Source organism: Oscillospiraceae bacterium NTUH-002-81, assembly GCA_032620915.1.
Taxonomy (GTDB): Bacteria; Bacillota; Clostridia; order Lachnospirales; family Lachnospiraceae; genus JAGTTR01.
This window is the reverse complement of record CP136052.1, coordinates 2,785,506-2,800,159: the sequence shown is the minus strand read 5'-3', so window position 1 is coordinate 2,800,159 and position 14,654 is coordinate 2,785,506. Positions and strand designations below refer to the sequence as shown.

Here is a 14,654-nt window from a genome sequence, read left to right as displayed (position 1 = left end):
CAGCATGGATACAGATAAAATAATACAAGATTTAAATCGCAGGTTTGCTGCACCTCTTCCTGAGTTTTATCAGCGTCGTATCATTTTCTGGTACGATGAAGATAAGGAATTTGAGGATAAGCTGGATGAAGTGGTTTTGGAAAATGCAAAGGTGATTGCACTGACTGGAAATAATGCGTTTTCTGTAAAAAAACTGCTTTCAGTAGATGATTTGACCACAAATTATCTGGTTTACAGTCCGTGTGTCTATAACCGCCCTGATGATAACTGGCTTCTGGATGTGGAGCTTTACAGCGAAGAGTTTCGGGCGGATCTGATTTCTATCTGGATGGATGAGATGGGACTTATATCAAATCCGGCAATGAGGAAACAGGTTAAAAATTATCGTGCTTATTTCAATGCGAAAGACCGTCGTTTGAAAGTCAGTACACAGAATAAAGTTCCGGAAACACCGGCACAGTTACACATGGCTGTCATGGCGGTAATCTGTGGATTGAAAGATGCACAGCCTAATATGATTCTCCGTAGTGTGTTCCAGGCGGGACTGGATTTGAATAATAACACGGTTTATCAGGATCTTGTAAAATATCATGCAGACGCAGCATTTTGGGCGATGGTTCGTCAGAGATGCGGATTTGTGGAGGAAGAACCAGACCTTGGGCGGTTGGCAATTCATCTGCTTTTAACCGCGGCGACCCGTACCATGCGGCAGGAATATCTTGCCGGACTGGACGGTTTTATTTCCATACCACATCAGGCATATTGCTATGATTTTATTTCTGAATGGCTTCATAGTGATAACATTCCGCAATTATATGATGTGGCACGTTATGTTGAGGATGAAGCTCATCTGCATCAGCGCTTTGAAAAGCTGGCAGTAGAGGATTTGGTAGGAACAGAGTGCTTTCCGTGTATTAATGAAGTGATTCTGACAAAGATAATGACAGAGATTAGTGACCATATCATTGATGTGGATACCATTACGGATACCGTTGAAGAACGGAGAACTTGTGTATGGTATGAGCCATTTGAGAATTTTTATGACGGTATCTTACAAGTGGCGAATATGCAAAGTTTCTTTAAGGAACATTCTGCCGGATTCCATACCGCAGAAGCGAAAAGTATCTGGAAAGAATATACAGAGAGTTACTATCAGATGGATACTTATTACCGTTTATTCCATCTTAGTTTTCAAAAGAGTTTGGAGACTTCCAATATTCTGCTGGATGATCTATTCAAGCACGTTGTCGATAAAGTGGAAGGACTCTATAATCATTGGTTCTTAGGTGAGTTGGGCAACAACTGGTCAGATGTATGTGCGGATGAACTGGCAACTTACGGTAAAGTTCTGGAAGTACCGCAACAGGAGGATTTTTACCGTTCCCGTATTCAAACCTCGGATACGAAAGTATTTGTAATTATCTCAGATGCCATGCGTTATGAAGTGGCAGCTACGATGGCAGATCAGCTTCAGCGAGAAACGCAAAGTAAGGTTTCTATCAGCAGTATGCAGAGTATCTTCCCTTCTACTACAAAGTTTGGTATGGCAGCTTTGTTGCCGCACAAAGAACTGACAGTAGAGGTTCGGAACGATATTTTGACGGTTTTGGCAGATGGACAGTCTACGGCAAGTACTTATAGGGACAAGGTTCTGAAAACAAAAGATTCAGCAAGCGTGGCCTTAAAGTATAATGACATCATTGCTATGAAACGAGCGGAAAGAAGTGCTTTGGTAAAAGGTATGGATGTGGTCTATATTTACCACGATACCATTGATGAAGCCAGCCACACTTCGGATACTGCAGTTTTTGCTGCGTGTGACAAGGCAATTTCAGAATTGAAGAATCTTGTGCGTATCATTGTAAATGAATTTGGTGGAACGAATATTCTAATTACGGCAGATCATGGATTTCTTTATACATACAGTCCTTTGAAGGAAGAGGACAAAGTAGATAAAAGAGGCTTTTTTGATGTGGATGTAACAAACTCTGACATTACAAAAAAAAGAAAGTATCAAGCGATGTGTGGAGTATGGCAGAAGATATGCAATTATGCAGAAGGGTGTGCAACCAGATTACTTGATGCCTGTAAAATTCCTGGGCGGAAATACAGAATTTGATGGATTTGCACCGAGAGAAAGTATTCGTATCAAAATGAATGGCGGCGGTATGAATTTTGTGCATGGTGGTATCAGTTTACAGGAAATGGTTGTTCCGGTGATTGAGTATCATTATCTCCGCAATGATTCTATAGAATACAAGCGTAATAAACAGAAATATGATACCAAGCCGGTAACGGTCAATTTACTGTCCGCAAACCGTAAAATCAGCAATATGATTTTTTCGTTGAACTTCTATCAAAAAGATGCGGTAAGTACAAACCGTGAAGCTGCAAACTATCAGGTTTACTTTACAGATGAGGACGGCAAGCAGATTAGTGATATTCAGAAGATTATTGCAGATAAGACCAGCGATAATGGTGCAGAAAGAACTTTCCGTTGTCAGTTTAATCTAAAATCTCTAAAATACAGCAATACAGCTACTTATTATCTAGTAATTGCAGATGAACAGGGATTACAGATGCCACAGCGAGAGCCATTTCAGATTGACATCGCCTTTGCGGTGGACGAGTTTGATTTTTTTAATTAATGCCGCAGGAGGAGAGAAAGATGGAGCAATTTGCAGAGGATGAAAGTACCCGCGAAGAAATAAAGAACAAGCTCCGTCAGAACTTTGACGGTAAGATTGTTCGGAAAGACCTGACAAAGAAAATTAAAGAAGGGGCGAATGTCCCAGTGTATGTTCTTGAGTTCTTGTTGGGACAGTATTGCAGTTCAGATGATGAGACTGTTATAGAGAAAGGCGTACAGAATGTGAAGCGTATTCTTGCTGACAACTTTGTACGCCCGGATGAATCACAGAAAATTCTGTCTCAGCTGCGTAAAAAAAGGCAGTCACACAATCATTGATATGGTGACTGTTCGACTGGATATGAAAAAGGATTGCTTTTTTGCAGAGTTTTCTAATTTGGGCGTTGGTAATGTACCAATTGCCGACGAATATCCGGAAAAATTTGATCGCCTGCTCTGTGGCGGTATCTGGTGTATTGTTCAGCTGGATTATGAGGTTGAAGGCGACAATAATTTTGGGATTGAGGACATTGATGGAAATCCACTTCGTTCCAAACAGAAAAAGCAGAAAGATATTTCACCAATCAGTATCCGTAAGCTGACACCGATCCAGATGCCGCACATTGATATTGATGAACTGAAGCAGGGACGAAAAGTTTTTACGAAAGATGAATGGTTGGATATCCTTCTTCGTTCTATCGGAATGGAACCGGATGAATTTACATACCGTGAGAAATGGTTACTTTTGACCCGTATGATTCCATTAGTTGAGAATAATTTTAACCTTTGTGAGCTTGGACCGAGAAGCACCGGTAAATCTCATCTTTACAAAGAGATTTCACCAAACAGTATTTTGATTTCCGGTGGACAGACGACGGTTGCAAACCTGTTTTACAATATGGGACGCAAAACGGTCGGACTGGTCGGCTTATGGGACTGTGTAGCCTTTGATGAAGTGGCAGGTATCAAGTTTAAAGATAAAGATGGCATTCAGATTATGAAGGATTACATGGCATCCGGCTCTTTTGCCCGTGGCAAAGAAGAAAAAGCTGCTACTGCGTCCATGGTATTTGTGGGAAATATCAATCAAAGTGTGGACGTGCTGTTGAAAACATCCAGTCTGTTTGCACCTTTTCCGCAGGAAATGGGAACAGATACAGCATTTCTTGATCGTATGCACTGTTATCTTCCAGGATGGGAGATACCGAAGTTCAGACCGGAGCATTTTACCGATGATTACGGTTTTATCAGTGACTATTTGGCAGAGTTCATCCGAGAACTTCGCAAGGAGCAATATGGAGATGCATTTGACCATTATTTCCGTTTAGGAAGAAATTTGAATCAGCGTGACACAATTGCGGTTCGTCGTATGATAGACGGTTATCTGAAGTTGATGTATCCAAATGGTGAGTTTACCAAAGAAGAACTGGAAGAAATTATTCAAATTGCATTGGAAATGCGTCGCCGCGTCAAGGAGCAGTTGAAGAAGCTGGGTGGTATGGAGTTTTATGATGTGAACTTCTCCTATATAGATCTAGAAGATATGTCAGAACATTATGTTTCCGTACCAGAACAGGGTGGCGGTAAGCTGATACCGGATGGAATGTGTAATCCGGGACAGATTTATACCGTATCCAGAGGAAAAAGCGGCATGATTGGTGTATTCCGTTTGGAAAGCCAGATGCTTCCGGGCAATGGCAAAATTGAACGGACAGGATTAGGCAGTGATTCTAAATGCAAGGAAGCGGTGAACACGGCATTTAATTATCTGAAAGCCAACGGCAATCGGATCAGTGGCGCTATCAGTACATCGACCAAAGACTACATCATCAATTATCAGGATTTGCAGGGCATCGGCATGACAGATAAACTGGCACTTCCTACGTTGATTGCGCTTTGTTCGATTGCCCTTGGAAAGCCTGTTGTCAGCAACTTGGCAGTGTTGGGAGATATAACAATTAGTGGCACAATGATAAAGGTGGATGAACTTGCCAATACACTTCAGGTGTGCTTGGATAGTGGCGCAAAGAAGGTGCTAATTCCGAGTACATCATTTGTTGATTTCGCAAGTGTTCCGGCTGATCTGATGAGTGCATTTCAGTTGATTCCATATCAGAGTGCGGAAGATGCGGTGTTTAAGGCGTTGGGGGTAGAGTAATTGAAGAAAGACTTAATTGAACTTATAGATTCACGAAAAGAAATAGAAAAGATGTTTCATCCGTTTGATGGCGGCATGGGAACATCATTTGAACGGATCAGTGATGTGCCTGAATTTCAAAATTGGCTTCAAGAAATAAAATTGGAATTACAGGGAATTTATGATCGAACTCATGACACTTTTGTATGGGAAACTATTAATTTGTGTGGCAAGCGCCTGGATGGTTTTACAGAGAAAAAGTATTTTATTGAGCTTGTTGGAAAACTTCAGGCTATTAGAAAAAATATTGATAGATATTATCCAGACGAAAAAAAAGAGTCAGAATTGTCACACTTACAAGGAGGTGCTTCTGGTATGAAAAAGAAACCGCTTATATTTATAAGTCATTCTTCCAAGAATAAGGATCAAGTTGCAAAAATTGCGGATTTACTTCGTTCAATCAATTTAAGTCCTCGCAGAGATATTTTTTGTAGTTCCCTTCCGGGATATGGAATACCAAATGGAGCCAATATTTTTGACTTTTTAAGGGAACGGTTTCTTAATTATGCCTTACATATTATTTTCGTACATTCGCCAGAATATTACGAAAGTCCAGTCAGCTTAAATGAAATGGGCGCAGCATGGGTACTAAGAGCAAATGCAACGTCACTTCTTCTTCCAGGCTTTGATTTTTCAGAAATGAAAGGTGTAATTGGAAGTGCCTGTATTGCTATTAAGTTAGATGGTGATCGTTCAGAAGTAAAAGATCGTCTGAATCAGTTAAGACGGGAATTAGAATCAGAATTTGATATTTCAGATAATGAAGATATTATTTGGGAAGAAGCAAGGGACAAGTTTATTCGTGAAATAAACGGCGATGTATCAACCCAAAAGGAGAATGTCGGCATTGCATCTGTCTCAATTACAGAGGAAATGAAGCAACTCCTTAAAAAAGCGGCAGCTGTACCAGAAGGACAGATTTTGATAGCCTTTGATTTGGAATCAGGCACATATATTCAGATAGGTAGCGAAGTAGTTGCTAAGGAGTATCCAGATAGACGTGAATATGCTGTTTGGGAAGAAGCGCTTAATGCTTGTTTACAAGCAAAATATATTGAAAGAAAAGGCGAAGCAATTTATGTAATTACGAATGCTGGATATAAAGCGGCAGAGTGATGAAAAATACATATAGTAGAAGAGCATTAGATTAAAAAAAAAAGAATAGTAGCTCCCCAAAACTAGCAGGGCGTCTTTTTTCACCATTTTGCATGGCTTGTAGCGTTCACAAAATCTTCACAAAAAAGTTAGCACTCACCTATTGACAGTGCTAACAATGCGTGATATAGTACACATAGAACAAGGAAAGGGATACAAAAGATCTACATGTATCCCGGTACCAGTTCCGGGAAATAACATCTGCGGGTGATAGAAAAACCCACAGATGCAGACCATAAACAAGCATATATATTTGAGAGGAGAAATGACTTATGATGATGCCCAGTATTTTTGGAGAAAATTTATTTGATAGCTTTTTTGATGACTCGTTTCCGTTTTTCTACAATGACAAAGATCTGAAGAAAGCGGAGAAGAAGCTTTACGGCCGCAAGGGTGACCGGATGATGAAGACCGATATCCGTGAGAAAGCGGATGGCTATGAACTGCTGGTTGACCTTCCGGGATTCAAGAAGGAAGAGATCCAGGCAGTCCTGGATAACGGTTATCTGACCATCAGTGCCAGCAAGGGACTGGATCAGGAGGATGAGGCGAAGGAGAGCCGTTACATCAGACGGGAGCGTTATGCCGGAGCCTGCAGCAGAAGCTTCTATGTAGGAGCCAATGTAGAGCAGGAGGATATCAGGGCCGAGTTCCGTCATGGTGTGCTGAAGCTGTTTGTTCCGAAGAAGGAAGCAAAGGCAGTGGAACAGAAGAGCACCATTGCCATTGAAGGCTGATTTTCCTAGGGGAGCCGGCAGAAGTTACCGGCTCCTCCGGTTTTTTGACAGATATTTTTAACAGATGTGAAATAAAGGAGTGACTGTTATGGTAAAGAAGCTGATCCTGGTAACTTCCCCGCCGGCATGCGGAAAGACATTTATTTCAAAAGCGCTGGCAGAACGTCTGCAGCACGTGGTGTATCTGGACAAGGATACGCTGATTGCTCTTTCTAGGCAGATTTTTAAAGTGGCAGGACAGCCTTACGACCGCAGCAGCCAGTTCTTTGAAGAAAACATCAGAGATTATGAGTACGAATGTGTGGTTGACCTTGCACTGGAAGCATTGAATTATGATGATATCGTGCTGATCAACGCACCGTTTACAAGAGAGATCCGGGATATGGATTATATCAACCGGCTGAAAGCAAAGCTGGCTGAGAAGAACGCCACCCTGGTGGTGGTATGGGTGGAGACATCCCCGGAGGTTGTCCACCAGCGGATGATCGCAAGGAATTCCGACCGGGATACGTGGAAACTGGCGCACTGGGATGAGTATATTGCCGGGTGCAATTTTTCCGTTCCCGAGAATCTGGATGATCCGGCCGTGAAGGATGATCTGATCACTTTTCAGAATAATAATGATGAGGAATTTGAGGCTTCCATGAAAAAATGCCTTGCCATTTTGGAAGAAACCATGGAAGAATAAAATAAATATAAAATTAGCACTCAATACTTGACAGTGCTAACAATATGCGTTATAGTGCGAATAGAACAAGAAAACAGATATCATGAAAATGATTGTGCAATAGAAGACTCAGGGAGGAGATTTTATGAACATCAGTAAATTTACGCAGAAATCGCTTCAGGCAGTCAATGAATGTGAGAAAATCGCCTATGAATATGGCAATCAGGAAATCGAGCAGGAGCACCTGCTGTACAGTCTGCTGACCCAGGAGGACAGCCTGATCTGGAAACTGATTGAGAAAATGGAGATTAACCAGCAGCATTTCAAAGGGCGTGTGGAGAATGCGCTGAGCAGACGGCCCAAGGTGTCCGGCGGCCAGGCGTATATCGGCCAGTACCTGAACAAGACATTGCTGGGGGCTGAGGATGAGGCCAAGCAGATGGGAGACGAGTATGTTTCCGTGGAGCATCTGTTCCTGGCACTGTTGAAGGAGCCCAGTCCGGCCATGAAGGACATTTTCCGGGAATATGGCATCACGAGAGAGCGTTTCCTGCAGGCCCTGTCCACAGTGAGAGGCAACCAGCGGGTGACCAGTGACAATCCGGAAGCAACCTATGATACACTGAACAAATACGGCTACGACCTGGTGGAGCGGGCCAGAGACCAGAAGCTGGATCCGGTGATCGGCCGTGACAGCGAGATCCGTAACGTGGTGCGGATCCTGTCCCGTAAGACAAAGAATAACCCGGTGCTCATCGGTGAGCCTGGTGTTGGTAAGACGGCCGTTGTGGAAGGTCTGGCCCAGCGTATTGTCCGAGGCGACGTGCCGGAGGGATTAAAGAATAAGAAATTATTTGCACTGGATATGGGTGCCCTGGTGGCAGGCGCCAAATACCGGGGCGAGTTTGAGGAACGTCTGAAAGCGGTGCTGGAGGAAGTGAAAAACAGCGATGGGCAGATCATTCTGTTTATTGATGAGCTTCACACCATTGTGGGCGCAGGTAAGACGGATGGTGCCATGGATGCGGGCAATATGTTAAAGCCCATGCTGGCAAGAGGCGAGCTGCACTGTATCGGTGCCACCACGCTGAATGAGTATCGGCAGTATATTGAAAAGGATGCGGCTCTGGAACGTCGTTTCCAGCCGGTGATGGTGGATGAGCCTACAGTGGAGGATACCATTTCCATCCTTCGTGGCCTGAAAGAGCGCTATGAGGTATTCCATGGAGTAAAGATCACCGATGCGGCCCTGGTGGCTGCGGCAACCCTTTCCCATCGGTATATTTCCGACCGGTTCCTGCCGGATAAGGCCATCGACCTGGTGGATGAGGCGTGTGCCCTGATCAAGACGGAGCTGGATTCCATGCCGGCAGAGCTGGATGAGATGCGCAGAAAGATCATGCAGCTGGAGATTGAGGAGGCTGCACTGAAAAAAGAAACGGATAAACTGAGCCAGGAGCGTCTGGCAGATCTGCAGAAGGAGCTGGCAGAGCTGCGGGATACGTTTAATGCGAAAAAGGCAAGCTGGGACAACGAGAAACACTCGGTGGAGAAGCTGCAGAAGATCCGTGAGGAGATCGAGAGCCTGAACAAGCAGATCCAGACCGCCCAGCAGAACTATGACCTGGAGAAGGCAGCGGAGCTGCAGTATGGCCGTCTGCCGCAGCTGAAGAAGCAGCTGGAGCAGGAGGAAGAGGCGGTGAAGAACCGGGATCTTTCTCTGGTACACGAGGCGGTGACGGATGAGGAGATCGCAAGGATCATTTCCCGTTGGACCGGCATTCCGGTGGCAAAGCTGACCGAGAGCGAGCGGAATAAGACGCTGCATCTGGACGAAGAGCTGCACAAACGGGTCATCGGCCAGGATGAGGGCGTGCAGAAGGTAACGGATGCCATCATCCGTTCCAAAGCAGGCATCAAGGATCCGTCCAAGCCCATTGGTTCGTTCCTGTTCTTAGGACCGACCGGTGTCGGCAAAACAGAGCTTGCCAAGGCGCTGGCAGCCTGCCTGTTCGACGATGAACAGAATATGGTGCGTATCGATATGAGTGAGTACATGGAGAAATACTCCGTGTCCAGACTGATCGGAGCGCCTCCGGGATATGTGGGATACGAGGAAGGCGGCCAGCTGACAGAGGCTGTCAGGAGAAAACCTTACTCCGTTGTCCTCTTTGATGAGATCGAGAAAGCGCACCCTGACGTGTTCAACGTGCTGCTGCAGGTGCTGGATGATGGCCGGATCACGGATTCCCAGGGCAGAACGGTGGACTTCAAGAATACCATTCTGATCATGACGTCCAACATCGGTTCCTCCTATCTGCTGGAGGGCATCGACGAGAACGGCAACATCCGGGAAGAAAGTAAGGATATGGTCATGAACGACCTGCGTGCCCACTTCCGTCCGGAGTTCCTGAACCGTCTGGATGAGACGATCATGTTCAAGCCGCTGACCAGAGACAACATCAGCTCTATTGTACGGCTGATGATGGAGGATCTGAACAAACGGCTGGAAGACCGGCAGATCTGTGTAGAGCTTACGGATGAGGCCATGAAGGCAGTCATTGATGGCGGTTATGACCCGGTATACGGTGCCCGTCCGCTGAAACGGTATCTGCAGAAATATGTGGAGACGCTGTCTGCGAGACTGATCCTTTCGGGAACGGTCGGCGAGGGCGACACCATCGAGATCTATGTGGATGGTGCAGGACAGCTCAAAGCACAGGTGAAGAAATAACAGATATAAACGAATCCCCGACATGGCGGAGGGGATCATCAGAAAAATACTGGTGATCCCGGATCGCTGTGCCGGGGATTTTCATATGTTATGTCAGATCAGACGAATTGGTTCGTTCTCTCATCATAAGTATAGTCGATACTTGCAAGCTTTTCCTCCAAAGGCCGGGGGTCAGCTCCCAGACTTTTGCACAGATCTTCCAACGATGTGTAATGATCTCGCAGCTGGGTATTGATATAACTCAAAAGAATGACCGGATCCTGTGGCAGCATGAAAAAGTCTCCTTTTCATCAGACTTCCGCTTCTTCGTACAGCGGTTGGATTTTCTTTCTGTAAATCCGCAGGAACAGCACCACGCTGAGAACGATGGATGCCAGCTCTGATGCGGGGAATGCCCACCAGACAAAGTGGACGCCCATGGTCACGGCCAGCAGATAGGCGACGGGCAGCAATACAACAAGCTGGCGGCAGGCAGAAACGATCAGACTGTACATGCCGTTTCCCATGGCCTGGAAGACGGAACCAAAGCTGATGCCAAGACCTGCGAACAGGAAGTTGATGCTGATGATCCGAAGTGCAGGGATACCCAGCGCCAGCATGTCGTCTGAGGCATCAAAGAGTGCCAGAAGAAATGCCGGGCACGTCTGGAAAATGACTGTGCCGATGAACATAATGATCTCAGCAAGCAGGGCCCCGAACCGGACGGTCTGCAAAATGCGGGAAGGTCTTCGGGCGCCATAGTTGTAGGCAATAATGGGTACCATGCCGTTGTTCAGGCCGAACACCGGCATGAAGATAAAGCTCTGCAGCTTAAAATAAATGCCGAACACCGACACTGCGGTGGCGGAGAACATGAGCATGATCTTGTTGATGCCATAGGTCATGACGGAGCCGATGGACATCATGATGATAGATGGCAGGCCGACCCGGTAAATGTTGGTAATGGTCTCGCCGTGCGGGCGGAAGCCGCGGAGCCGGATATGGATGTCCTTGTTTTTGGTAAAGTTGAAAAACAGGGAAAGCAGCATGCCGATGATCTGCCCAGCGACCGTGGCTACAGCGGCACCGGCTACCTCCATCCGGGGAAATCCGAACAGGCCGAAGATCAGGATCGGATCCATAATGATGTTGATGATGGCTCCCAGTCCCTGGGTGATCATGTTGTAAATCGTGCGGCCGGTGGACTGCAGCAGACGCTCGCTTGTGATTGAGAAAAACAGGCCGACGGAAAAGGTACAGCAGACGAACAGATAGTCTCTGCCATACTGGATGATCTGCGGATCGGCGATCTGCGCGGAAAAAATAAAATTCAGAGAAAAAGATACCGAAAACAGCAAAGGCAAGACTGCTCAGCAGTGCCAGAAACAGGCCATTGACGGCAGCCTTGTCCGCATTGTCAAAATTCTTCTCCCCCAGGCTGCGGGACAGCAGGGCGTTGATACCCACGCCGGTGCCGGAGGCCACGGCAATCATCAGGTTCTGCACCGGAAACGCCAGAGAAACGGCAGCCAGGGCATTTTCTCCCAGGCGGGATACAAAGATACTGTCTACCACGTTGTACATGGCCTGGACGAGCATCGAAATAATCATAGGCAGGGACATGGTGATCAGCAATTTTCTGATCGGCATGGTTCCCATCTTGTTTTCCTGTTCAGCAGGCATATCAGAATCCCCCCATCAATAAAATGAAAAATAGACGTTAGTCTTTTTATTATAGTGAGAAGGAAAATAATTGTCAATCACCAGGATATAGTTCCTGCAAAATCAGGCTTTGGCAGACGCGAAAAGTACGCCGTGCAGATATGGCGGACAGGAAAGAGGCGGATATGCGAATGACGCGTATACGGGACGGTCAGGCGAGGGAGGAATGTGGAACGGACATGGAAGAAAAAGTGAAAATGAGGAAAAAGAAATGGGCCGTAGTGCTCCTTGCGGCAGCAGCAGCTCTGCTTTTGCGGGTAGGCAGCCAGGAGGAGCAGGAAGTAGTGGTAGCATGTGTCACAGGTGTTGCAGAAAACGAAGTATCTGATCCGGCCAGCGAGCAGGAACAGGGCATACGGCAGGACAACGCAGACAATCCGATTGATCACGAAGAACAGATGCGCGTTGCCCTGACCTTTGACGACGGCCCGCATCCGGTATATACGCCCAGGCTCCTGGACGGTCTGAAAGCGCGGGGCGTCCACGCCAGTTTTTTCATGGTGGGGGAAAACGCGGCGGCCAATCCGGAACTGGTGGAGCGGATTTATGAGGAAGGACATCTCATCGGCAATCACACCTATTCCCATCAGCAGCTGACCACCCTTTCGGAGGAAGCGGCCACGCAGGAGCTGACGAAAACCCAGGAGGTGCTGGAACAGATCACCGGGGAGTGGCCCCTTTACGTCCGTCCGCCCTTTGGCAGCTGGAACAGGGAGCTGGAAGGGGAGGTATCCATGCTGCCGGTGCTCTGGTCGGTGGATTCCCTGGACTGGACCACCACAAATACGGCGGAAATTGTCCGAAGGGTAGTGACGCAGGTGAAAGAAGATGATATTATTTTAATGCACGATTATTACGCTTCCAGCGTGGAAGCGGCGCTGCAGGTGGTGGATCAGCTGCAGACAGCAGGGTTCACCTTTGTGACGGCGGATGAGCTCATCGTGGAGTGAATGCGATCGTGTGAAAGGAAGAGAATGTCATGGATTTATTTGATTATATGCGGGAAAATACGATGAAAAAGGAGAGTCCGCTGGCGTCCCGGCTGCGTCCCCGGACGCTGGACGAGGTGGTGGGCCAGCAGCACATCATTGGAAAAGACCGGCTGCTGTACCGGGCCATCAAGGCGGACAAGATCAGCTCCGTGATTTTTTACGGCCCGCCGGGCACCGGCAAAACCACGCTGGCCAAGGTCATCGCCAACACCACCAGTGCGGATTTCCGGCAGATCAACGCCACGGTAGCCGGGAAAAAGGACATGGAAGCGGTGGTGGAGCAGGCCAAGGAGAACCGGGGCATGTACGGGAAAAAGACGATCCTGTTCATCGACGAGATCCACCGGTTCAACAAGGGCCAGCAGGACTATCTTCTGCCGTTTGTGGAAGACGGGACAATCATCCTCATCGGCGCCACCACGGAAAATCCCTATTTTGAGGTAAACGGGGCACTGTTATCCCGATCGGCCATTTTTGAGCTGCGGCCCCTTTCTATAGAAGATATGCGCACCATCATCCATCGGGCGGTGTACGACACCGAGCGGGGCATGGGGGCCTATCATGCAGAAATCGATGAGGATGCCCTGGATTTTCTGGCGGATCTGGCGGGCGGGGATGCCCGTACCGCGCTGAATGCGGTGGAACTGGGTGTGCTGACCACCGACCCGGCGGCGGACGGCAAGATTCATCTGACGCTGGATGTGGTGTCCGAATGCATCCAGAAGCGCACCGTGGGCTATGACAAAAAAGGGGACAACCATTACGACACGATTTCGGCATTTATCAAAAGCATGCGGGGGTCTGATCCCGATGCGGCTGTTTTTTATCTGGCGAAAATGCTTTATGCCGGGGAAGATGTGAAATTCATTGCGCGAAGGATCATGATCTGTGCCTCCGAGGATGTGGGAAATGCAGACCCCATGGCGCTGACCGTGGCGGTGTCGGCGGCCCAGGCGGTGGAGCGTATCGGCATGCCGGAGAGCCAGATCATCCTGGCTCAGGCGGTGGCCTATGTGGCAACGGCGCCCAAGAGCAACGCGGCGGTGAACGCCATTTTCGAAGCCACGGATGCGGTGAAGCATACCCGGACAACGGTGCCATCTCACTTGCAGGATGCCCATTATCCGGGCTCGGCAAACCTGGGCCGGGGCACCGGCTATAAGTATGCCCACGACTATCCCAACCATTATGTGAAGCAGCAGTATATGCCGTCGGAGCTGGAAGGGCGGGTATTCTACCGGCCTTCAGATAACGGCTACGAGAAAACCATTGCGGCCCATATGAAAAAATTAAAAGAAGAGGCGGAATAACCTGCGCTACAGAATGTCTGATGGAATAAGTAAAGTAAATGGATGAAAAGTGCAGAAAAAGAGGAGAAGATGGGTATGGAGACGATCAGAATTCATGAGGTGAAACAACCGGACAGAGCACCGCGTCTGCCTGCTCTTTTGCAGGTCTGGGAGGCTTCCGTCCGGGCCACCCATCATTTCCTTTCGGATGCAGAGGTAAAACAGATCAGAGAATATGTGCCCCAGGCGCTGACGGGTGTGGCGAACCTGTTTGTGGCAGAAAGCAAGACCGGCGTGCCGGTGGCCTTCATGGGAACCGAAGATGGCCGCCTGGAAATGCTGTTCCTCTCCCCGGATGAACGGGGGAAAGGGCTTGGCAGGCAGCTGCTGGAATACGGCATCCGGGAGCAGGGCGTCCGGGAAGTGACCGTCAACGAACAGAATCCCCAGGCAGTGGGCTTTTACGAACATATGGGTTTTGAAACGTATCAGAGAACCGCGTGTGACGAGGAAGGCAATCCCTATCCGCTGCTGTACATGAAGTTAAAATAAG

The 14,654-nt window shown here is 47.6% G+C and carries 8 protein-coding genes and 3 pseudogenes; 9 read left to right on the top strand and 2 right to left on the bottom strand.

Annotated elements, in window-relative coordinates:
- The first annotated feature begins 4 nt into the window (after nt 1–4).
- The 6 genes and pseudogenes from pglZ to clpB all read left to right on the top strand — a co-directional run bounded on the left by pglZ (nt 5) and on the right by clpB (nt 10,119).
- Nucleotides 5–2,648: pseudogene (gene pglZ / locus RJD28_13805) on the top strand (BREX-1 system phosphatase PglZ type A).
- A gap of 20 nt (nt 2,649–2,668) precedes the next feature.
- Nucleotides 2,669–4,787: pseudogene (gene brxL / locus RJD28_13800) on the top strand (protease Lon-related BREX system protein BrxL).
- The gene (locus RJD28_13795; protein WNV57334.1) at nt 4,788–5,942 is read left to right on the top strand and encodes a toll/interleukin-1 receptor domain-containing protein; all 1,155 of its coding nucleotides are present in this window, start codon (nt 4,788–4,790) and stop codon (nt 5,940–5,942) included. It begins immediately after the preceding pseudogene.
- 311 nt (nt 5,943–6,253) lie between these two features.
- The gene (locus tag RJD28_13790) at nt 6,254–6,718 is read left to right on the top strand and encodes an Hsp20/alpha crystallin family protein (protein ID WNV57333.1); all 465 of its coding nucleotides are present in this window, start codon (nt 6,254–6,256) and stop codon (nt 6,716–6,718) included.
- 88 nt (nt 6,719–6,806) lie between these two features.
- On the top strand, nt 6,807–7,406 hold the full coding sequence (locus RJD28_13785) for an AAA family ATPase (GenBank protein ID WNV57332.1): 600 nt from the start codon (nt 6,807–6,809) through the stop codon (nt 7,404–7,406).
- Nucleotides 7,407–7,530: 124 nt separating this feature from the next.
- The gene (gene clpB / locus RJD28_13780; protein WNV57331.1) at nt 7,531–10,119 is read left to right on the top strand and encodes an ATP-dependent chaperone ClpB; all 2,589 of its coding nucleotides are present in this window, start codon (nt 7,531–7,533) and stop codon (nt 10,117–10,119) included.
- Between the two features lie 98 nt (nt 10,120–10,217).
- Here the strand turns inward: clpB and RJD28_13775 are convergent, their stop codons facing one another.
- Nucleotides 10,218–10,391: a DUF4250 domain-containing protein gene (locus tag RJD28_13775; GenBank protein WNV57330.1), complete on the bottom strand. Its 174-nt coding sequence runs from the start codon at nt 10,389–10,391 to the stop codon at nt 10,218–10,220.
- An 18-nt stretch (nt 10,392–10,409) separates the two neighbouring features.
- Nucleotides 10,410–11,781: pseudogene (locus RJD28_13770) on the bottom strand (MATE family efflux transporter).
- A gap of 170 nt (nt 11,782–11,951) precedes the next feature.
- On the opposite strand from RJD28_13770, the gene RJD28_13765 reads away from it, so the two are divergent.
- From RJD28_13765 to RJD28_13755, 3 genes are all read left to right on the top strand, one after another.
- Nucleotides 11,952–12,770 (top strand): polysaccharide deacetylase family protein, encoded by an 819-nt coding sequence (locus RJD28_13765; GenBank protein WNV57329.1) that lies wholly within the window; start codon nt 11,952–11,954, stop codon nt 12,768–12,770.
- A gap of 29 nt (nt 12,771–12,799) precedes the next feature.
- Entirely contained in the window at nt 12,800–14,122 is a 1,323-nt protein-coding gene (locus RJD28_13760; protein ID WNV57328.1) for a replication-associated recombination protein A, read from the top strand.
- 75 nt (nt 14,123–14,197) lie between these two features.
- The gene (locus RJD28_13755; GenBank protein ID WNV57327.1) at nt 14,198–14,653 is read left to right on the top strand and encodes a GNAT family N-acetyltransferase; all 456 of its coding nucleotides are present in this window, start codon (nt 14,198–14,200) and stop codon (nt 14,651–14,653) included.
- Nucleotide 14,654 lies beyond the last annotated feature (1 nt).